General features: G+C 62.5%; 17 protein-coding genes. 9 read left to right on the forward strand and 8 right to left on the reverse strand.

The window, feature by feature from the left end; translation table 11 throughout:
- The first annotated feature begins 42 nt into the window (after positions 1-42).
- The 5 genes from AC5WNI_RS08985 to AC5WNI_RS09005 all read left to right on the forward strand — a co-directional run bounded on the left by AC5WNI_RS08985 (position 43) and on the right by AC5WNI_RS09005 (position 5,389).
- Complete coding sequence (locus AC5WNI_RS08985) at positions 43-1,068, forward strand: LacI family DNA-binding transcriptional regulator (RefSeq protein WP_495928350.1); 1,026 nt, start codon at positions 43-45, stop codon at positions 1,066-1,068.
- 357 nt (positions 1,069-1,425) lie between these two features.
- Complete coding sequence (locus AC5WNI_RS08990) at positions 1,426-1,902, forward strand: MFS transporter (RefSeq protein WP_495928351.1); 477 nt, start codon at positions 1,426-1,428, stop codon at positions 1,900-1,902.
- Positions 1,884-2,492, forward strand: a complete 609-nt coding sequence (locus AC5WNI_RS08995; RefSeq protein WP_495928352.1) for an MFS transporter — start codon at positions 1,884-1,886, stop codon at positions 2,490-2,492. Before AC5WNI_RS08990 ends, AC5WNI_RS08995 begins: the two co-directional genes overlap by 19 nt.
- Before the next feature lie 298 nt (positions 2,493-2,790).
- Positions 2,791-4,002: a dicarboxylate/amino acid:cation symporter gene (locus tag AC5WNI_RS09000; RefSeq protein ID WP_175088820.1), complete on the forward strand. Its 1,212-nt coding sequence runs from the start codon at positions 2,791-2,793 to the stop codon at positions 4,000-4,002.
- A 121-nt stretch (positions 4,003-4,123) separates the two neighbouring features.
- The gene (locus tag AC5WNI_RS09005; RefSeq protein WP_175088821.1) at positions 4,124-5,389 is read left to right on the forward strand and encodes a hypothetical protein; all 1,266 of its coding nucleotides are present in this window, start codon (positions 4,124-4,126) and stop codon (positions 5,387-5,389) included.
- A 121-nt stretch (positions 5,390-5,510) separates the two neighbouring features.
- On the opposite strand, the gene AC5WNI_RS09010 is transcribed toward AC5WNI_RS09005, so the two are convergent.
- The 4 genes from AC5WNI_RS09010 to AC5WNI_RS09025 form a co-directional block, all read right to left on the reverse strand.
- Positions 5,511-6,044, reverse strand: coding sequence for a hypothetical protein (locus AC5WNI_RS09010; RefSeq protein ID WP_175088822.1), 534 nt, complete (start codon positions 6,042-6,044; stop codon positions 5,511-5,513).
- Between the two features lie 383 nt (positions 6,045-6,427).
- A complete protein-coding gene (locus tag AC5WNI_RS09015) occupies positions 6,428-7,957 on the reverse strand; it encodes a c-type cytochrome (RefSeq protein WP_495928353.1) in 1,530 nt (509 codons plus the stop codon).
- Positions 7,958-7,959: 2 nt separating this feature from the next.
- Entirely contained in the window at positions 7,960-9,573 is a 1,614-nt protein-coding gene (locus tag AC5WNI_RS09020) for a GMC family oxidoreductase (protein WP_175088824.1), read from the reverse strand.
- Between the two features lie 154 nt (positions 9,574-9,727).
- Positions 9,728-10,276 (reverse strand): sugar dehydrogenase complex small subunit, encoded by a 549-nt coding sequence (locus AC5WNI_RS09025; protein ID WP_175088825.1) that lies wholly within the window; start codon positions 10,274-10,276, stop codon positions 9,728-9,730.
- Positions 10,277-10,859: 583 nt separating this feature from the next.
- Between AC5WNI_RS09025 and AC5WNI_RS09030 the strand changes: the two genes are divergently transcribed.
- The 4 genes from AC5WNI_RS09030 (at position 10,860) to AC5WNI_RS09045 (ending at position 14,655) form a co-directional block, all read left to right on the forward strand.
- Positions 10,860-11,321, forward strand: coding sequence for a carboxypeptidase regulatory-like domain-containing protein (locus tag AC5WNI_RS09030; protein WP_175088826.1), 462 nt, complete (start codon positions 10,860-10,862; stop codon positions 11,319-11,321).
- Positions 11,322-11,384: 63 nt separating this feature from the next.
- Positions 11,385-12,119 (forward strand): AraC family transcriptional regulator, encoded by a 735-nt coding sequence (locus AC5WNI_RS09035; protein ID WP_175088827.1) that lies wholly within the window; start codon positions 11,385-11,387, stop codon positions 12,117-12,119.
- A gap of 198 nt (positions 12,120-12,317) precedes the next feature.
- Positions 12,318-13,499, forward strand: coding sequence for a DMT family transporter (locus AC5WNI_RS09040; protein WP_175088828.1), 1,182 nt, complete (start codon positions 12,318-12,320; stop codon positions 13,497-13,499).
- 163 nt (positions 13,500-13,662) lie between these two features.
- A complete protein-coding gene (locus AC5WNI_RS09045; RefSeq protein ID WP_175088829.1) occupies positions 13,663-14,655 on the forward strand; it encodes a DMT family transporter in 993 nt (330 codons plus the stop codon).
- A 144-nt stretch (positions 14,656-14,799) separates the two neighbouring features.
- Here the strand turns inward: AC5WNI_RS09045 and AC5WNI_RS09050 are convergent, their stop codons facing one another.
- The 4 genes from AC5WNI_RS09050 to AC5WNI_RS09065 form a co-directional block, all read right to left on the reverse strand.
- A complete protein-coding gene (locus tag AC5WNI_RS09050) occupies positions 14,800-15,129 on the reverse strand; it encodes a HigA family addiction module antitoxin (RefSeq protein ID WP_153635856.1) in 330 nt (109 codons plus the stop codon).
- A gap of 14 nt (positions 15,130-15,143) precedes the next feature.
- Positions 15,144-15,437: a type II toxin-antitoxin system RelE/ParE family toxin gene (locus AC5WNI_RS09055; RefSeq protein WP_175088830.1), complete on the reverse strand. Its 294-nt coding sequence runs from the start codon at positions 15,435-15,437 to the stop codon at positions 15,144-15,146.
- 151 nt (positions 15,438-15,588) lie between these two features.
- Positions 15,589-16,851, reverse strand: a complete 1,263-nt coding sequence (gene codB, locus AC5WNI_RS09060) for a cytosine permease (protein ID WP_175088868.1) — start codon at positions 16,849-16,851, stop codon at positions 15,589-15,591.
- Positions 16,852-17,381: 530 nt separating this feature from the next.
- Complete coding sequence (locus AC5WNI_RS09065) at positions 17,382-19,820, reverse strand: FdhF/YdeP family oxidoreductase (protein ID WP_175088831.1); 2,439 nt, start codon at positions 19,818-19,820, stop codon at positions 17,382-17,384.
- Between the last annotated feature and the right edge of the window lie 253 nt (positions 19,821-20,073).

Below are 20,073 nucleotides of genomic sequence, written 5' to 3' on the forward strand. Positions count from 1 at the left end.
GCCAGTGACGCCCGCTCGACTTTCACCACCAGGGACAGAGATGTGATTCGACTCAAGGATGTGGCGGCACACGCCGGAGTTTCCGTGACCACGGTGTCGCATGTCGTGAATGCCACCCGCCCGGTGGCCAGTGCGACCGAGGCCCGAGTACGCGAATCAATCGCCGCACTCGGCTATCGACCGGACAGCGTCGCCCGCGCGCTGAAATCCAACCGTAGCCACACCCTCGGGATGATCGTCACCAATGCGCACAATCCCTTCTTCGCCGAGGTGATCCGCGGCGTCGAGGACCGCTGCTACCAGGCAGGCTACAGCTTGATTCTGTGCAACAGCGACGATATCGACGCCAAGCAGCTCAGCTATCTCGAGACACTGCGGGACCGACGCATCGATGGACTGGTGGTGATGACCGCCGAGAACGGTGCCGGCTTTCTCGAGGCGCTCAGCGCCCTGCCACTGCCCACGGTGATGATGGACGCCGAGCCCCAGCCTGGCTGGGACATGACGGTGGTCAATGATGATTCACGCCTGGGGGGCAGGCTCGCCATCGAACACCTGCTGACGCAGGGGATCGAACGCATCGCCCTGCTGACCGGGCCTCGCGATCATGCCCGTTCCCGCGAGCGACTGAGCGGAGCACTGGACGCTCTGCGCGCCGCCGGCCTGGGGCTTGCCGAGGACTGGCAGATCGAGACCCAGCTGATGCTGGCCGACGGTCATCGCGCAGCCCATCTGCTGCTGGCCGATCCGGCCGACAGGCCCGATGCCATCTTTGCCTTCAATGATCTGCTGGCACTGGGCTGTCTGCGCGCCGCTCGGGACCTGGGCCTTGAGGTACCCACGCAGCTCTCGATCATCGGCTACGACGATATCGAGATCAGTGCCTACCTCTCACCCGCCCTGACCACCATCCGCCAGCCGATCTATGCGCTGGGCACCACGGCCGTCGATCAGCTGATCGCGCGCCTGGAGGGCACCCCCTTCCCGGGCCAGACCCAACTGGCCCCGAGGTTGGTGGAACGCGACAGTGTCGCGCGGCCAGACCAGCGCCTTCAGGGCCAGGCTTGAGCGCAGCCGTGTTTGAGCACAGCCACGCTTGAACACAGTAAGTATTGAGCGCCTCCAGGATAGATCACAGATCTATACCGGTAGAGCATCAAACATATCAAACACCAACATTTCTCTTATAGGTGAACACTGCCTACCCTGCCCCTCGTGAATCACCGCTGCCACGGCTGGCAGCACGCACATGAGGACACCCAGGTGACAGGCACTCCCCCTTCCAGCACTTCCCGATCGGGCACAGTCCGATCAGTTACTGTCCAGTCAGATACTGGCCGATCAGATACTGTCCAGTCAGGCACAGCCTCACCGACATCGGACGCCGACAGCACGCCCGCCATTGGGCGTGGTCTGCTGTTGCTGATGGCGATCGCGGTCGCTGCAACTGCCGCCAATCTGTACTACAACCAGCCGCTGCTGGCAGAGATGGCCCGCTCACTGGGCGTGAGCCAGGGCATGATCGGCCTGATTCCCTCCGCGACCCAATTCGGCTACGCCGCCGCCATCCTGCTGATCTCGCCGCTGGGCGACACCATGGACAGGCGCCAACTTATCCGCAATCTGTCCATCACCCTGGCACTGGCCTCACTGGGCATCTTCCTGGCCCCCAGCTTCTGGCCGCTGTTGCTGGCAAGCTTCGTGGCCGGGCTGGGCGCCAACATCACCCAGCAACTGATTCCGCTGACCGCCTCGCTGTCCACCCCCGAGGCGCGCGGCAAGAACATCGCCACCCTGATGACGGGGTTGCCCATCGGCATACTGCTGTCACGCACCCTGAGCGGCAGCATCGTCACCTGCCCAGTCGCGCGCCTGCCGTGCAGATGGCCTACCCCAGACTGATCCTCTCGATGGGCACGCTGTTCAAGCAACATGCCCTGCTGCGAGAGTCAGCACTGACCGGCGCACTGTGGTTCGCGGCCTTCAATGCCATGTGGGCGACGCTGGCCATTCACGTCACCGATGCGCCGTTTGACTACAGCGTCCAGCAGGCGGGGCTGTTCGGTATCATCGGGCTGGCCGGCATCTTCGGGGCCAAGGCGGCGGGCCGTCTGGTCAATCGTGTCGGCGCAGGGCGCCTGATCAGCTTCGCCCTGGTGATGGTGCTGGCGTCCTTCGCGGTGCTCGGCCTCTGGGGAAACAGCCTGGCCGGACTGATCGTCGGCATCATCCTGCTGGACCTGGGCGTCTTCGCGGCCCAGATTCCCAACCAGGTGCGCGTGTTCTCGATCGACCCCAAGGCACAGAGCCGCATGAACGCCGTCTACATGCTGTGCTACTACCTCGGTGCGGCAGCCGGTTCCGCCATCGGCGTCAAGATGATGAGCGTCTACGGCTGGCAGGGCATGTCGCTGTTCGGGCTGGTACTGGCAGCGGTGGCACTGGTGCATCATGGTGTAAAGCAGCGTCGCTCGGCCTCTTCATCACAGTGAGATCAGGACAGTGAAACGAGAGCGCAAGCGAAGCGTTGGGTGGGCAAGCGAGGCGCGAAAGAGAGACAACGCGAAAGTGATGAAAGCGAAGCGATGAACGGCTGAGAGCCTGAGATGGCGCCTGGTCAACACGTCGAGTCATGGGCATTCACACCCCATGCCACGGCAGCTGGCCAGGCGCCTGAAATGGTGGCGCAATTCAGGTAAACTCTGCGCGCCATTTCGGTGCGTCGCCGAGGTGGTACGCGATTCACGACCCGTTATCGGGGCAAGAACCCGTCAAACCCTCGAGATCCACATGAAGCTCATCGTCAAACTTATCCTCGGCATCATTGCCGGCCTGCTGATCGGCCTGATGGCCCCGGATGCCCTCGTACGTGCCGCGCTGACCGCCAAGGTCATCATCGGCCAGCTGATCAACTTCACCATCCCGTTGATCATCCTGTTCTACGTCATGAGCGGCATCGCGTCGCTGCCGAAGAATTCCGGCGCCATGCTGGGTCGCACCGTCGGCATGGCCTACGGGTCGACGATTCTGGCCGGCATCTTCGCCTTCCTGGTGGCCAGCAACCTGCTGCCCGGCATGCTGTCCGGCATGGCGCCGGTCACTGAAGGCCGCGATGCCCTGACTCCCTTTCTCGATCTCGAAATCCCCGCGGCACTGCCGGTGATGACGGCATTGGTGCTGGCCTTCGTCTTCGGTGTGGTCATCAGCCGCCGCGAACTGCCGACCCTGAAAAGCGCCGTCTTCGAATCGCGTGAAGTGGTCGAGGTGTTCCTCAATCGCGTCATCATCCCGCTGCTGCCACTGTTCATCGCCGGCACCTTTGCCGAGATGGCCTACGAGGGCAAGGCGCTGTCGACACTGGATACCTTCTGGAAGGTGCTGGTGCTGGCGATCGTGATGCACTGGATCTGGCTCAGCACGGCCTACATGATCACCGGTCTGATCCAGCGTCGTTCTCCGTTGGGCCTGTTGCGCAACATGCTGCCGGCCTACTTGACGGCGCTGGGCACCATGTCGTCGGCGGCGACAATCCCGGTCAGCCTGCGTCAGACCAAGGCCAACGGCGTCAGCGATGAAGTGGCCAACTTCAGCGTGCCGCTGTGCGCCACCATCCACCTTTCCGGTTCAACCATCACCATCGTCACCTGTGCTACTGCCGTGATGATGATGAGCCCAAATCTGGCGCTGGCAAGCCTCGGCGAAGTGATTCCGTTCTTGATCATGCTGGGCCTGACCATGATCGCTGCGCCCGGGGCGCCGGGTGGTGCGGTGATGGCGGCACTTGGCGTGCTGGGCAGCATGCTCGGCTTTGGAGAGGCGGAACTCGGCCTGATGATCGCGCTATATCTGGCCCAGGACAGCTTCGGCACCGCCACCAACGTCACCGGCGATGGCGTGATCGCGCTGTGGGTCGATCACTTCGCACGCCGCGATGGTGTGGTGGCTACGCCGGGGCCAGCTGCCGCGACCGGCGAAGCACCGGTGGCACGCTCACAGCCGTGAGCTTCCATATGTGCTGAGCCGTGAGCTGCCGTTGTGCTCAGCCGTGCGCTGAATTGGACTGAGCCACCTGCGCGGATAGTCGTCAAAAGCCCCGTCTTCTCTCGGAGACGGGGCTTTTTTCATGCCCGCATGCAACCTTACGATCGTCTCCACGGTCTTCCTCACGGTCGTGCTCGCGATCATCCTCTCAGCCACCCCGCAGGATGGCGTGCCTAGCAGCGAGGTGAGACATGACGCCGCGCCGTGCCTGACACCCACAGACCAAACAGCTACCATTGGCGCGCGCGAGCTGTCATTGCTGCCGTACGCCATCACCCTGTTACCGTTGTCGGAGTGCCAGATGTTCCTGCTTTCCCCTGCACTGTCCTGTCGTTTGATATCGCTACCGATATCTCGCCCGCGTCTGGCACGCATGTTCGCCACCCTGTCGCTCACCACTGCCAGCCTGACCCTTGCCCAGCACGCCAGCGCGCTGGAGATCGGCATGCCTGCCGATGGCGGCGTCAGCGTCAGTCCCGCCGTGATGCTCGAGGCCGAGGGCACCCTCGACGACCAACTGAGCAGCCCGCTGATGCTCAAGCAGTTCTCAAGCTACGAAGCCGTGGAGCAAGGGCTGAGCGATGGCAGCCTCGACGCCGCCTACCTGACACCGCAGATGCTCAAGGCACTGGCCGACAGCGGCATGTCACTGCGAGTGCTGGACGGCGCGGATCTCGACGATGTCAGCCTGGTCGCGCGCGATGAACTGATCCGCTACACCGAATTGTTCGAGCCGCAGGAGCTACTGATCCGCTTCCTCAATGACACCACGCGTGCCGTGCGAGTGGTGATGCGCCATGACGATGCACGCTCGCATCTGGCGCTGAAGCAGTGGGTCGAGGTCAAGGTCGGCTCCAGCATGCAGCTGGTCAGCCCGCGCTCGCTGGAAGAGCTGGAAGGCGATGAATATGTCGGGGATGCGCCTCAGGCACTGATCAACAGCCGCAAGATGCACGCCGCCTTCCTCAACGGCGATGACGCGACGCGTCTGGTGGCGCTGCATCCGCTGTCCAAGGACTGGCTGCCGCGCGCCAACATGCTCGACTTGCCGCGCATGCTGCTGGTCAGTCGTGCCGATATCGAGGATGCGAGCCTTGAGGCCGAGCTCGAGTTGCTGGCCGTTGAGCACGCTCGTATGCAACAGAGCCTGCACGGCGAGGAGCCGATGAAGCTCGCCTTCACGCTCAAGCAGGCCTGGCCGGCGGATGCCGGTGAGGCGCCGAGTCTCCCCAAGGTGGTGCATGCGCTGAACGGGCGCGCTATCCCGAGCGCCGACATGCGCACCGCCCTCAAGGACTGGCTGGGCGAGCAGCAGTCAGCGGTCAGCTGGCCTGCTATTCAGAAGTAGCTACAGCAGTAGACCCAGGTGAAGACCCGGCTGTAGGCCCAACAGTCATGCCCGCCACAGGGCAAATGACAGACACAAAAAAACCCGCCGATTGGCGGGTTTTTTCGATCAAGGGCAACGATCAGGCGTCGAGGGCTTCAGCGATCTGGGACTGAGCCTTCGGGCCGATGCCCTTGACTTCAGAGATCACGCCATCAGCGTGAGCCTTGCGAACCTTGGCAACATCGTCGTAGCCAGCGTCAGTCAGGGCACGGATAGCGGCAGCGTTGAGGCCGAGGTCTTCCAGAGAGGTCGCATCGGCTTCTTCGGTCGCTTCCTCGACGGCTGCGCCCATCGGCATCATGCGAGACTGGGCGATGGCCTGTTCGCGTGCCAGACGTGCTTTGTACTGCACCAGCTTCTGGTTGAACTCGTGTTCGACCTGCTTGCGGTGCTTGTCAGAGGCTGCGGCTTTCTCGCTCAGGCGTTCGTTGCGAGCGCGCAGGTCTTCGACTTCCTTCTTTGCCTTGTCACGGGCATTGCGGAGCTTGTCGGCTTCTTTGCTGGCTTCACGCAGCTGACGCTCCAGCTCCTTGATGCGGGCGTTCTGGTCCTGCTTGGTGTCCTGCTCCTGAAACAGGGATGCAAGCTGGTCGTCAAGATTAGCGTCGGTCATACTGCTATGTTGCCTCGAATAATTGATAAAGAGCTAAAGTCTGGGCGCACATTCTACCGCAGTTCTTCAGTTTGTGCTGCATTTGAGCGCAACCCGAGCGGGATGAATGTGAATCGGGGGGCCTGCATGGGGCAATATTACCCCAACTGTGTGACATCGCCAGCCACGGATGAACCAGTCATGGACGATCCAGTCATGGACGATCCAGTCGTGGAGGATACCGAGCGCGGGATGAGACGGCACTGAACGCACACGACAATCGCATGTCGGCGCCGTGGCGCAGGTCACGGAAAAGACAGCCCGCTTTCATGGGCTGTCTTTTTACTCGGCGACCCAGCACTTGCGCAGGCCTGTCAGCACAGATCTCAGAGCCTGCACCGGACTCAGTGCTTGCGCCAGTCCTCGAGCTTGTCGCTCAGCTGCTGACGACGTGCTTCGGGCGATGCCAGCGTCTCGGATTGATGGCCTTCCCCGAAGCGATTCTCGAGATAGTCCATCAGATTGATCAGCTCATCATCGGTCAGGCTGTCATCGAAGGCCGGCATGAAGACACTGTGACCATTGTTCTCACGCTGCACGCCATTGAGGATCGCCTGGGCCAGATTGTCCGGATAGACACTGCCGGTCACGCTGTTGTGGAACAGCGATGGGTAGTAGCCATCCTGGGTGCCGGCACCATCCGCGCCGTGACACATGGCGCAGTGGCCCAGATACAGACGCACGCCCGGCGTGGCATCGGTCAGCTGGCCGATCAGATCTTCATCGTCGGGACGCTTGTCCAGCGGCTGACCGCGCAGCAACAGCACATCATCGGCCGGTGCCCCCTGATTGAAGCGCGTGGCGACCTGCGGCTCGCTTTCGGCCTCGCGATCACCATCATTGACCGCCTCGCCCTGCTCGCCCTTGCCATCCACCGCCGGAATCGACTTCAGATAGACCGCGATGGCGCGCAGGTCGTCTTCACTCATGTAACGCATGGAGTGCTCGACCACATCCGCCATCGGGCCGCCAGCCTGCGCCTTGCCCTTGAGGTTGCCGGTCGCCAGATAGGTCTGGATATCCTGCTCGCTCCAGCTGCCCAGACCATCCTGCATGTCCGGCGTGAGGTTGAAGGCGCGCCAGCCTTCGACCATCGCCCCGCCCAGATAGCCTTCTTCATCACCGGTCAGCGCCGTTTCCTGGAAGGCGAAGCCACGCTCGGTGTGACAGCTGCCACAGTGGCCCGGCCCCTGGACGAGATAGGCGCCACGGTTCCAGTCGGCACTCTTGTCCTCGTGGTCCTGCCACGGCTCCAGCGGCGAGAAGATCTCTTCCCACAGCGCCATCGGCCAACGCATGTTGAGCGGGAACGGAATCTCGCTTTCGCGGTTGGGCGTGCTGCTCGGCGTCACCTCATGCATGTTCCAGGCATAGAGCGCCTTGATGTCCTCATCCGTCAGACGAGCGTAGGACGGGAACGGCATCGCCGGATAGAGGTTGTGACCATCGGCAGCCTCGCCCTCGCGCAGCACACGGGTGTACTCCTCGAGGGTGTAGTTGCCGATGCCGTGCTCGGTGTCCGGGGTGATGTTGGTGGCGTATATCTCGCCCACCGGGGTCTCGAAGCCGAGGCCACCGGCATATTCATCGCCGTCCTCGGTGCTGTGACAGGCCGCGCAATCACTGGCGCGCGCCATGTACAGGCCCTTCTCGATCAGCGCGGGGTCATCGGTGGCGGCCTTGTCGGCTTGTACCTGTCTGGCGTGCTCATCCTCGCCGCTGCCGCAGGCGCTGAGCAACATGGCACTGGTGCCCGCAATGGCGGCCAGGCGGACGGCACGGGTCAGGCGTGCGGGGCGAAGGGTCGGGCGGGCACCGCGACCTTTCTCATCAATGGCATCACGGGTGCCAGCAGTACGGACGTGCGGGACCATGCTTATATTTCCTGTTCGAGCAGATCGGCAATACGCAGAGACAACGCCGCGATGGTCAGGGTGCAATTGACCGACCCGACGGTGGGCATGCTGCCGGAGCTGGCGACAAACAGGTTGTCATGGCCATGCACTCGGCAATCGCGATCCACCACGGAGTCTTTGGGGTTGTCTCCCATCAGGGTCGTACCGCAGATATGCTGGTTGTTGGAGAACTCATCACGGAACGCGATGTCGGTGCCTCCCATCAGCTGAGCGATACGCGCATATTGTTCACGGGTATGCGCGGCGCTGCGCTTGACGTAATCATCGATAGCATAACGGAATTCCGGGCGCGGCAGGCCGAGAGCGTCACGTTTTTTTGACGGCGTGATGCGATTGGCGGCCTCTGGCAACAGCTCGTGGAAGCTGTCGAACTGCACATAGCGGCTGGCCCGATTATCGATTTGCGCCTGCAGATCCGCGCCGAGCCTGAGCGGTGTTTCCGACAGCACCTCCGTGGTCATCTGCTGCGTGCGGGCAATGTTGGACAGATGCAGCTTCTTGGATGCGAAGCCCTTGCGGAAGTCGCCGTCACGCCAGGTGATGATCGAGGTCATCTCCTGAGGGCCACGCCCCGCCCACAGCGGCTCATCGGCCAGAAAGCTCACCCCGGTACCGGGGTGATCCATGAGATGCCGGCCGACCATGTCGTTCTGGTTACCCACCCCATCGGGGGTATGGGCGTTGACCGACATCTGCATCAGCTTGGGGGTCTCGATGCCATTGGCCGCCAGCACCACCCGCGCCGCACTCAGGCGATGCTGCTTGCCGTCGGGGTCCAGATAGCGCACCTCGCGAATCTTGCCGCTGGCGTCGCTTTCCAGATGATGCACGATGGCATTGTCGATCAATCTGGCACCGGCACGTTCGGCCTTCTCGACATGGATGATGCCGGAATACATCGCACCGATCGGGCAGATGGGCATGCAGTTGTTGTTGCCGCAGCAGGTCGGGCGCTCATCATAGGGGCGGCTGTTGCGCGCCACCGGCTCGGTGACCATGTCAAATCCATGGGGATTGATACGCTCGCTGACCCGCCGCTCGTTCCACGACAGCGGCAGCGGTGCCATCGGATACTCGGCGCTGCGCGGGCTGCCCAGATCGACATCATTCGGCCCCCAGACACCCAGCGCGACCTCGGCACGGAAGTAATAGTCTTCCAGTTCGTCATAGCCGATCGGCCAGTCGCGCCCGACGCCATACTCGCTCTTGAGCACGAAATCGCTGGGCAGAAAACGCCAGGCAGACGCCGCCCAGTGCCAGGTAGTGCCGCCGACGGCACGAATGTACTGGGCGTCGTAGGGTTGCTCCCCCTTCTGTACCAGATAGTCGGCATTCTCGCCGTAGAGCATCGGATGGGGCGCTGCGTTGCTGGCAGGATAAGGCCCCATGAAGTCCATCTTGTTGGCCTGGTTGCGGAAGCGCTCGACGATCTGCCAGCGCTGCATGCGCGGGCCTGCTTCCAGCATGATGACCGACTTGCCGGCCTCGGCCAGGCGATGTGCGATCAGGGCGCCGGCGACACCAGACCCGACCACGATCACATCGGCATCATACGAACGGGATTCCTCGGCCATGCAGGATTCTCCTCGGGAAATTGGGAACAGCAACAGGAGCGGTCAGGACGCCCCTGGAAGGTCTGGCACGCGGGCGATATCAGAAGCGGAGGTCTCAGCACGAACCCGAGGCCCTACCATCCGTCACGCGCAGATCTGAAGAAGGCGTGACCAGTCAGGCCTTGGGTGCCTCAGCCCAGAACCCCGGACGGTTGGGGCAATAGGTACGCACCACCTGCACATCGCGCGGCCCGGCATACATGCCAGCGCGCTCGAAGGCGATGACCTCGGCGTCAGGGTCACTGATCGACTTGCCGACCGTGCCGAGCATCCAGGCCTGCAGCAGACGGCGCACCAGCGCCATCTCACCGTCGCTCAGGTCTTCCTTTGTCACGTACTCTCGCGACTCGCCCAGGGCCAGCAGGCGGGTCTTGAGGGCTGGCAAGCTGCCGACGCCGGGTACACCCTCGGCCGGAATTCTCGCCAGCGCCTCGAAGTAGCGCTGGCCCAGCCACTCATCCAGGGTCTTGTCGCTGAGCAGCCAGCGCGACAGGACCATGAACGTCGCGAAGGCACTGTCATCCTGCGTCTGTTGATCGTCAGCGACCGTCTCGGCCAGGGCCTGAAGGGACAGGCCGCCGAACACGGCCATGCCTGCTCCACCGAGTCCCAGCTTCAATAGCTGGCGACGTGAAGGATCAGTAGCACTCTGGGATGTCGACATGCGGCCCTCCCGGACAATGAATGGTTCACCCGACGCCAGTGCACAAGGCAGTATTGACGCCTGTGTGCTGCACTCGAATAGCGCTCTAACAGCACACAAGCAGACCTCGAGCGGTTTCGAACAGCTCTTGCGTAGCCCTTGCACAGGGTTTGATGAGCAGCATGGTAACAAGCGCCATCACGTTATAGACAAACGTATAATGAACAAGGAGTTCCTGTTTAAGCAACTCCAGAGGCGTGCTTTGCGCAACCCAGCCCGCTAGCGGGCAAACGCTTGCTGCTGGCCTACCGACAAGGGTCGGTCGAAACCGCGAGAGTTACCAGCGGATGCCAGCGAATGCCGATGCCTGACGGGGGAGTCACCCTCGCCTGCCTCCCGCCCACCGGCAGTTCCCTGGCCGTGCTCAGCGCAGTAGGATGTGGGGCAAGAGCAATAGATGTGGTCAGACTGATTCGCTCTCAAGCCGCACGCGCCACCCATCACTCGACTTCAGGGAAGACTCGCCATGCTTCGTCACTTGCGTACTCCGCTCGCTCTGCTCATGTGTACCGCCGTTCTTGCCGGGTGTGAAAGCGCCTCGCGCATGGCCGACAGCATTTCGCTGCCGGACTTCGGCTCTTCACAGCCCGAACAGGGCGAGCAGCGCGTCCAGCGTACCGTCGCCTTCCCGGAGGCGGAGTACGCCAGGCTCGACAAGACCGGCACCTCGGTGATCAAGGGCCGCATGTCCTATGAGTGGCAGGGCCAGACGATCTACGCCAACCGGGCGGGCATCTCGATCGCCCCGGTCACCACCTACTCCGCGGAAGCCGCGGAACTGGCACTGGCAGGCAAGACGGCGTCTCGCGCCGACCCGCGCGCCCAGGCCTACACCCACAGCGTGCGCACTGACAGCAATGGCTACTTCAATGCCACTGGCCTGCCATCCGGCACCTTCTATGTCGCCGGTGTCGTCCAGTTGCCGGACGGCACACGCAGCCCGTTGATCCTCAGTCAGGTTCAGGTCGGCCGTGGCCAGACCCGCAGCATCGAGCTGAGCCGATGACAGGCGCATGTCTCTCTTGCTCTCCATGCTGCCCTTGCATCGCCGGATGATGGCCACCGCACCATGACGACACTCTCGCTGCGCGCCTATACGCCACAGGCGACGGTCCATGATCACGACCACCACCAGCTGGTGCTGCCGATCCGCGGCCATCTCGATATCCAGGTCGGCAACCATCACGGCACCGTGGTCACCGGCGAGTGCGTCATCATTCGCCCCGGGGAGTCACATCTGTTTCATGCCAAGGACGCCGCGCGCTTCATCGTCGCTGACCTGGACTACCTGCCCGACAACCTTACGGCGTCGCAACGCGTGGTGTTCTCGATCAGCACCCTGCTGATGAACTACCTGCTGTTTCTCGAAGCGCAGCTGCAAGGTGAGGTCGACAAGCACATCGATCAGCTCTCCATCGCGCTGTTTCTCGGCCTGCTGGAGAAGCAGACCTGTGATCAACGCGTCGACCGTCGTCTGCTCAGGGTGCTCGATGTCATGAACGCGCAGCTTGAGCAGCCCCACGACGTGGCATCACTGGCCCGACTCGCCCACCTGAGCCCGACCCAGTTTCACAAGGTGTTCCGCGACAATCTGGGCGTCAGCGTCAAGCAGTACCTGACTGCCAGACGCATGGAGCGCGCGCGGGCGCAGTTGATCCATACCGATCTCAGCGTCCAGCAGGTCGCCGAGGCCGTCGGCTATCAGAACCTCTCCGCCTTCTCGCGGCGCTTTTCCTGCTACTTCGGCCAGTCGCCACGCGAGATGACGCGCCAGTATTCGAGCCTCACTCCCCCGAATGACTGAATGACTGAATGACCGACTGATTCGATCATCTGAACAACCGATTGAGCATCCGAACCAGCAGTCCACCACCGCACTCTGGCGGTATATGACGTTTTGCTTCTCCTGGCAGATCAGAGCGTAGTTTCAGCACAATATATTTCTCGCGATGAGGCGTAATCTCGTGCACACCGAGACACACTTCATTGCGAGCCATCCACCATGCAGCACTCCTTCTCCCGGACGCCCTTCCGCCCAGCGCTGGAACGCCAGATCGGCAACCTTTCCGTCCTCACGGCCGCCCTGCTATGGGGCACGACCGGCACCGCCGCCCACTTCAATCAGGATGTCAGTCCGCTGGCCACCGGCGCCTTCGCCATGGGCTTTGGCGGCATTCTGCAGGCAGTGCTGTCGCGACGAATCCTTCATGAGGAGCTGGCCGCCCTGCTGGTTCACAAGCATCTCGTGCTGTGGGCAGCGCTGTTCATCATCGTCTACCCGCTGGCATTCTATTCGGCCATGGAATACACCGGCGTGGCGATGGGCACCGTGATCACCATCGCCACGGCGCCGTTGGCGGCAGCGGTGCTGGAATATGTGCTGGACCGCAAGCGCGTCAGTGTGCGCTGGTACGCAGCGCTGATGCTGGGCATGGCTGGCGTGGGGCTGATGGCAGTGGGCGAGACACGTCTGGCGGATACGGCAGCGCAAGCCACTGCCAGCGGCGTTGCCAGCGAAAGCCGCAAGCTCATCGGTATCGGGCTGGGCGTGCTGGCCGGCGCGAGCTACGCCACCTATTCGCTGCTTGCCAGACGCATGATGCTGCTGGGCGTGCATCGCCGTGCAGCCATGGGGACAATGTTCGGCTGTGCCGGCGTCATACTGTTGATCGGCCTGGCCATCAGCTGCCTGTTCCTCGATCCGCGCCTGTTTGCCACGCCGGTGAATTCGGCGGTCGCCATCTACATGGCGCTGATCCCGATGCTGCTGGCCAGCCTCATCTTCGGACGCGGGCTCGCCAGCGCGCCCATCAGCCGGGTGACAGTCCTGACCATGTTCGAGCCACTGGTGGCGGGACTGTTGGCCGTCATCGTGGTCGGCGAGCAGTTCACGCTGATGGGCGCCATCGGCATGGTGCTGATCATGACCTGTCTGATGCTGCAATTGCGGCCGCAGGCAACGCAGGCGCCGATGGCCAGCCCGCAGGCAGACCTCGCGGCCTGGACGACGCCCGACACGGCCTCCGACGCTCTGGTTGAGCCACAAGACGACGCTGCCCATTGGGGTGAGCGTGATTCGTGGCGTGACCCGTGGAGCGGAACCGAGCATGGCCGCGATGCCAAGCAAGGGTCGGAGCAAGGGGCTGAGCAAGGGTTGGCGCCATGGCAGCATCACGACGCCTGACGGCCATGAGCGAATTGTTGGCAAGTTGGAGTGCGCGCCCTGAGCGGTAGTCAGCCGGCAACGGCGACTCACTTGACCGAAAGTGGTTTCAGCACACTTTCGCAGGACTCATGCTGCGACTGAAATAGGCCGCGGGATTGGCAAGACACGCAAGGACATCACCATGACAACCAATCGCTCTGATATCGCGGCCTCTTCACTGTCGACCGACATGGGTAGCCTGGCCGTGCTGTTTGCCGCGCTGCTGTGGGGCACCACCGGCACGGCGGCCCACTTCAACCAGGATGTCAGTCCGCTGGCAACCGGCGCCTTCGCCATGGGTATCGGCGGCCTGCTTCAGGCAATGATCGCACGACCCAATATCATGGGCTGTCTGAGCCTGCTGTTGGCGCAGAAGCGCTGGGTATTGCTCGGTGCCGTGTGTGTCGTCATCTACCCGCTGGCTTTCTACTCCTCGTTGCATCTGGCCGGTGTCGCCATCGGCACGGTGATCACCATCGCCACGTCGCCACTGGCAGCGGCGATTCTGGAGCGCCTGTTCGGCCACCACCGACTCACGCTGAGCTGGTATCTCAGCCTCGCGCTGGGCATTGCCGGTGTGGTGATGATGGCGGTGGGCGAAACGGCCACTCATGGAGGAGATATTGCCGCCATCAGCGCCGGCGGCGACACGATGGGGACAGGGTCAGGGAGCGTGTCTGACGCTCACTGGCAACGCCTGACCGGCATCTTGCTGGGCATCATCGCCGGCACGACCTACGCCGCCTATTCGCTGATCGCCCGGCGCATGATGGACCACGGCACCCACGCCCGCGCTGCCATGGGCAGCCTGTTCGGCGTCGCCGGTATCGCGCTGATCGCCGGCCTGGGTCTCAGCATGCTGGTGGCCGACCCGCGCCTGTTCGCCACCCCCGGCAACACATCGGTCGCACTCTACATGGCGCTGGTACCGATGTTCCTTGGCTATATTGCATTCGGCTACGGCCTGAAGACCGTTGCCGCCAGCAAGGCCACCCTGCTCACCCTGTTCGAACCGCTGGTCGCCGCCCTGCTCGCCGTCACCATCGTCGGGGAACATATTGCTCCGCTCGGCTGGCTCGGCATGGCGCTGATCGCCGTCTGTCTAGTAATTCAGGTGAAGCCAGCGACCGCTTGATCAATGTGAGCGGCACGACGAGGCGTTACCAAATGCGCAAAGCACAAAGCCCCAGCCTGAGTTTCAGGCTGGGGCTTTGCATTGCTGGGCATAAGCTCTCGGGCTCACGCCATCTCAATCACTCGCCGTGAAGAGCGCGCGCCGTCAATGCGAGGCAAGCTCGCCGGCATCCACTTGCGGTGTTATCCGACGTACGCCCTTGGCATCCTGCGCGTAGGCACGATGTCGCACATCCCAAAGCTCCACGGCATGCTGGATGTTGAGCCAGAACTCCGGCGTATTGCCTAGCGCAGCCGCCAGCTTGATGGCCATCGGTGCCGTCAAGGTGCCCTTGTCATGCACGATACGGCTCAGGGTATTTCTGTGCACTCCCATCGCCTCGGCCAGGGTGCGGATATCGATGTTCATCGGCTCCAGAAACTCTGCCGTCAACATCTCTCCTACCGTCAGCGGGCGTCGCTGGGTGTTTCTCATCACTGCTACCTCCTCTAGCCCTTGTAAGCATGCGGGTCTAGATATGTTTGATGGGCGACCCCCGCCTCCCACCGGAAGATGAGTCGATACTGCTTGTTGACACGAATCGAGCAATAACCTGCGAGATTGCCCTGCAGATGCTCGAACCGATTGCTCGGTGGAACCCTCAGATCAGACTCCTGACTTGCGGCATCGAGAATCTGCAACTTTCGGTAGAGCGAACTGGAGAGCGCCGCAGGTATCTTGCGGTGGCCAACATCATGCTCATAGAAGCGCTCGAGCCACACATCCCTGAATTCCACCGCCATGGCAGCACCTTTTTTCCTCATTCTATGCACAACCACGTTGTGCATCAAGTGGTTCTCCCCTGACGCTACCCCCCAGGAAAAACGCCCAACGAGTCCAGGACTCGTTGGGCGTTTCATATTCCTCTGCCCTTCACACCAGACGCTCAACCACTCACGCCGCCGTCTTGCTGGCCAGTTCTACCTTGGCAAGCTTGATCAGCCCGCCGTAGACGACGAAGGCGACCACGACACCCACGACCGGCGGCATGAAGGGTGAGCTCCAGGCGCACAGGCAGGCGATGGCGTAGGCGGCGAGCCCCGGCCAGTGGTAATCCACCTTGGGCATCTCGGCGAGGCGCGGATACTGTCCTTTGTGGCCTAGCCAGAAGTTGGCCATGATCACGCCGCCGATCGGCGGGATGAAGGTACCGAGCAGAATCAGGAACGGAATCAGCCACTCATACATGCCGAGTACCGCCAGCACTGTGCCGATGGCCGCGCCCCCCAGGGTGACACGCTGACGATGCGGGGTACGCAGCAGATTGCAGCCGGCGATCGCGAAGTTGTAGATGGTGTTGTCCTGGGTAGTCCAGATATTGAGGAACAGCATCAGGACGGCGAGGCTGACCAGCCCCTGGGCGATCATCACGTCAACGATATCGGCTTGCTGGTAGATCATCGCGCCGAGCGCGCCGGTGAGCACCATCAGGCCATTGCCAACGAAGAAGGCCGCCAGGGTGGCAATGACGGCGATCTTCGGCGAACGCGCGAAGCGGCTCCAATTGGTTGCCTGGGTGCCACCGCTGATGAAGGTGCCGATCACCGCGGTGATGGCGGCCGTCCAGCTCATGGAATCCTTCGGCGTCAGTGACGCAAGGCCTGCCACGCCACCGACATCGACCATGCCGGTGTAGAGACTGAACAGGATGAACAGCAGCATGGCCGGCACGGCGATGCGCGAGAGAATGTCCAGCCCGCGATAGCCGATCATCGCCGTCAGACAGAAGGCGAAACCGAAGATGATCATCAGCGGCGTGGTCAGCCACTCGGGCAAGCCGAGTGTCTTGACCAGCACGATGGCGATGGTCGCGGTGCCCCAGGCGTACCAGCCGATCTGGGTGAACCCGAGCACGAAGTCAGACAGGCGACTGCCCTTCTCGCCAAAGCACAGCCGTCCCATCAGCACTGAATTCAGACCACTCTTGCAGGCGATATAGGCCAAGGCAGCGGCGTAACCGCCGAGCAGCAGATTGCCGATCATGATGATCCACAGCAGTTCATTGAGCGCGAACGCGGCACCCAATGACCCACCCGCCCACATGGTGGCGGTAAAGAAGGTGAAGCCGAGCAGCACCATCGAGGTGGAAAGCAGCCCACGTCGTGCCGAAGCGGGGACTTCGCTCAAGGGATAGTCATTGCCGGATTCGCCTGTCATCGATTGCTGATCTGAGGTGCGGTCTGAGGCGTGCGGTGAGGAGTGTTCTGCCATGAGTGCCTTCCTGGAGCTCGGTCGTGAGTCGTCGAGTCTTGTGGTGGTGTCAGCCTGCCTGAACGCCGACCACCGCCCCCTGCGCGCAAGGTGGTGGTCAGAGCGGCGGTCGCTACCCTACCACCACGCAAGATTCACGCCACCCATCCTCAAACCGTGCAAGACGCCAGCTCGTCGTCTGCCTCATGAAGCTGACACAGGCGTCAGAATCTGGCCTGTCAGCAGACGCGATCGGGCGCAAGACCGCCTCCAGAAATGATTTCGCGGCTAGTCCGGCGCAGTACCTACAAACCCCTCAATTACGCCGACGTTGGCATCAACTTGAGCGCCAGACACCAGAACGCCCCGCAGCGCACTCTTTCAGTGCAGCGCGTGGCGTGGCTCGAGGCGTCCTGCACTGACATCGAAACCTGACGCCGAGCACAGGATGCAATTTTTTTCAGCCTTTCCTTGTTTAGCGGTTCATGCTGAACCCTTCAGCTGCTCGCCAACACCCCTTCGCTGGCATTGACCTCTTCAGTGTCCATCAGGCGCAGTCTGACCGGCACCGATTTCGAGGCGGGCGTATTGCTGCGCGCATCGCGGTGATCCAGCGGAATCAGGTCATTGGTTTCCGGGTAGTACGCTGCCAGACAGCCGGTCGGGATGTCGTATTCCTTGAGCTTGAAGCCCGCCATGCTGCGCTCGACGCCGTCTTCGCTGACCGTTTCCAGCGTCACGCGCTGCCCCTCGCTAAGCCCCAGCGTCTCGAGATCCTGCGGGCTGATCATCACCACCATGCGCGTGCCATAGACGTCGCGATAGCGATCATCATTGGAGTAGACGGTGGTATTGAACTGGTCATGCCCGCGCATGGTGATGAGCAGGAAGGTGCTATCCATGTTCAGTGTCTCGTGGGTCACCTTGTCGAGACCCTCCTCATCCGTGCCCAACCCCTCGGGGAACAGGAAGTTGGCACGCCCCGAGTCGGTATGCCAGATACGCTCGCGCGGCGCGATGCGGATGTGGAAGCCGCCCTGAGCCAGGCGCGCATTGTAGTCGGGGAAGATCTGCGGAAAGACCTCTTCGATGCGGTCACGAATCCGTGCGTAATCCGCCTGCAGCCAATCCCAATCCACGGTGGGGTGCGGCGGCAACGTCGCCTTGGCCAGCTGACAGGTGATGGCGATCTCGGAGTGCAGGCTTGGGTCCGCCGGTGCCATCACGCCGCGCGACGGCGCCACGTTGCACATACCGTCCTCGGCACTGGAGACCTGCTCCGCGCCCTTGCCATCGGCGCCCGCCTGCAGGTCACGTTCACTGTGGCCAATCGTGGGCAGCACCCAACCATGCTTGCCGGGGTGCAGGTGACTGCGATTGAGCTTGGTGGCGACATGCACCGTCATGTCGAGATCGTGCACCTTCTCGACCACGCGCTTCTGATCAGGAATCGCGCGGAAGAAGTTGCCCCCCATGCCGATGAAGGCGCGGACCTCGCCGCGCAGAATCGCCTCGCAGCATTCGGCGACATCATGGCCATTCTCGCGCGGGCACTTGATATCGAAGACCCGATCGAAGGCATCCAGCATCGCGTCATTGGGCAGGTTCTCGATGCCGACGGTGCGGTCGCCCTGCACATTGGAATGGCCGCGTATCGGGCAGGCGCCCGCGCCGGGCTTGCCGATATTGCCGCGCAGCAGCAACAGATTGATGATCTGCTGGATGGTGTCGCCGCCGCGCGCATGCTGGGTGATGCCCATGCCCCAGCAGCAGATCACGCGCTCAGCCTCCAGATAGGTCTGCCCCGCCTGTTCCAGCGATTCGCGTGACAGGCCGGACATGGCGACCAGGTCCTGCCACTCGAGCTTGCGGCAATGCTCGGCGAAGGCATCAAAGCCGTGGGTATGCTGGGCGATGAAGTCGTGATCCAGATAGCCCACCGCATGCGGATTGCGCTCGCGCAGCGCATCGTCGGCCTCGATCACGTACTTGCACATCGCCTGCACGGCGGCGAGGTCCCCGCCGATGCGCAGCTGATGATACTGACTGCTGATCTCGACGCCCTTGCCGCTCAGCATGTCCTTGGGCGACTGCGGATCGGCAAAGCTGACCAGCGCCCGCTCGCGCAGCGGGTTGAAGCTGACCACTTCGGCCCCGCGGCCACGCGCCTCGTGGAGATCCCCCATCATGCGCGGGCTGTTGGTACCGCTGTTCTGGCCGAAGATGAAGATGGCATCGGCCTGCTTGAAGTCCTCGAGATTGACCGTCGCCTTGCCGATGCCGATGGACTCCGGCAGCGCCCGCGAGGTGGTCTCGTGGCACATGTTCGAGCAGTCCGGGAAGTTGTTGGTGCCGTACATGCGCCCGAACAGGGAAAACAGGAACGCCGCCTCGTTGGAGGTACGCCCCGAGGTGTAGAACTCGACCTGATTCGGGTCCTCATAGCGTTTGAGGCGCTGGCCGATCTCGGCGTAGGCCGCTTCCCAACTGGTGATCTCGTAGCGGTCCGTCTGGGCGTTGTAGCGCAGGGGGCGCGTCAAGCGCCCTTCCTTCTCCAGATGGTGATCCGACCATTCACGCAACTCGCTGAGCGTATTGTTGGCGAACAGCTCATCACTGACACGTTCACGTGTCGCCTCCCACGCCAGCGCCTTGGCACCGTTTTCGCAGAAGTTGGCCCCCTTGGGTTTGTCACCATTCGGCCAGGCGCAGCTCGGGCAGTAGAAGCCATCGGGCTTGTTCATCTTCATCAGGCTGCGATGGCCCTCGATGGGTAGATGCTCCTGCCAGATGAACTTCTCGACCGCCTTGATCGACGGCCAGCCACCGCCCGGCGGCCGGTCCAGCTGACTGCCTGACAGCGACGCCGATAACGCCGGCGCGTGGGACCCCTTGGGGCTGAAGGAATCGACTGGCGTGGTCTGGTCTTGGGACATGTCGGGGCTCCTGACGGTGGCGGCCGGCGGCTGGCATAGATCAGACACCGCTGCGGGCACGCCACCGAACAAAGAATTCAAGGGTCACCCTTGCTTCCTTGACTCGCGCCAAGCCTTTTTCAAGGCCGATCGCCGTTGCGCACTTGAACTTCCGCCGATCCGCCACCAGAGTTGTACAGACCTGACACAAGCAAGATCGCACTTGAGCAAGACCACACAAGCAGACCCGCCACTCAACACGCCAGACATGATG

It is taken from the genome of Cobetia sp. PDI-12MA (genome assembly GCF_059507695.1).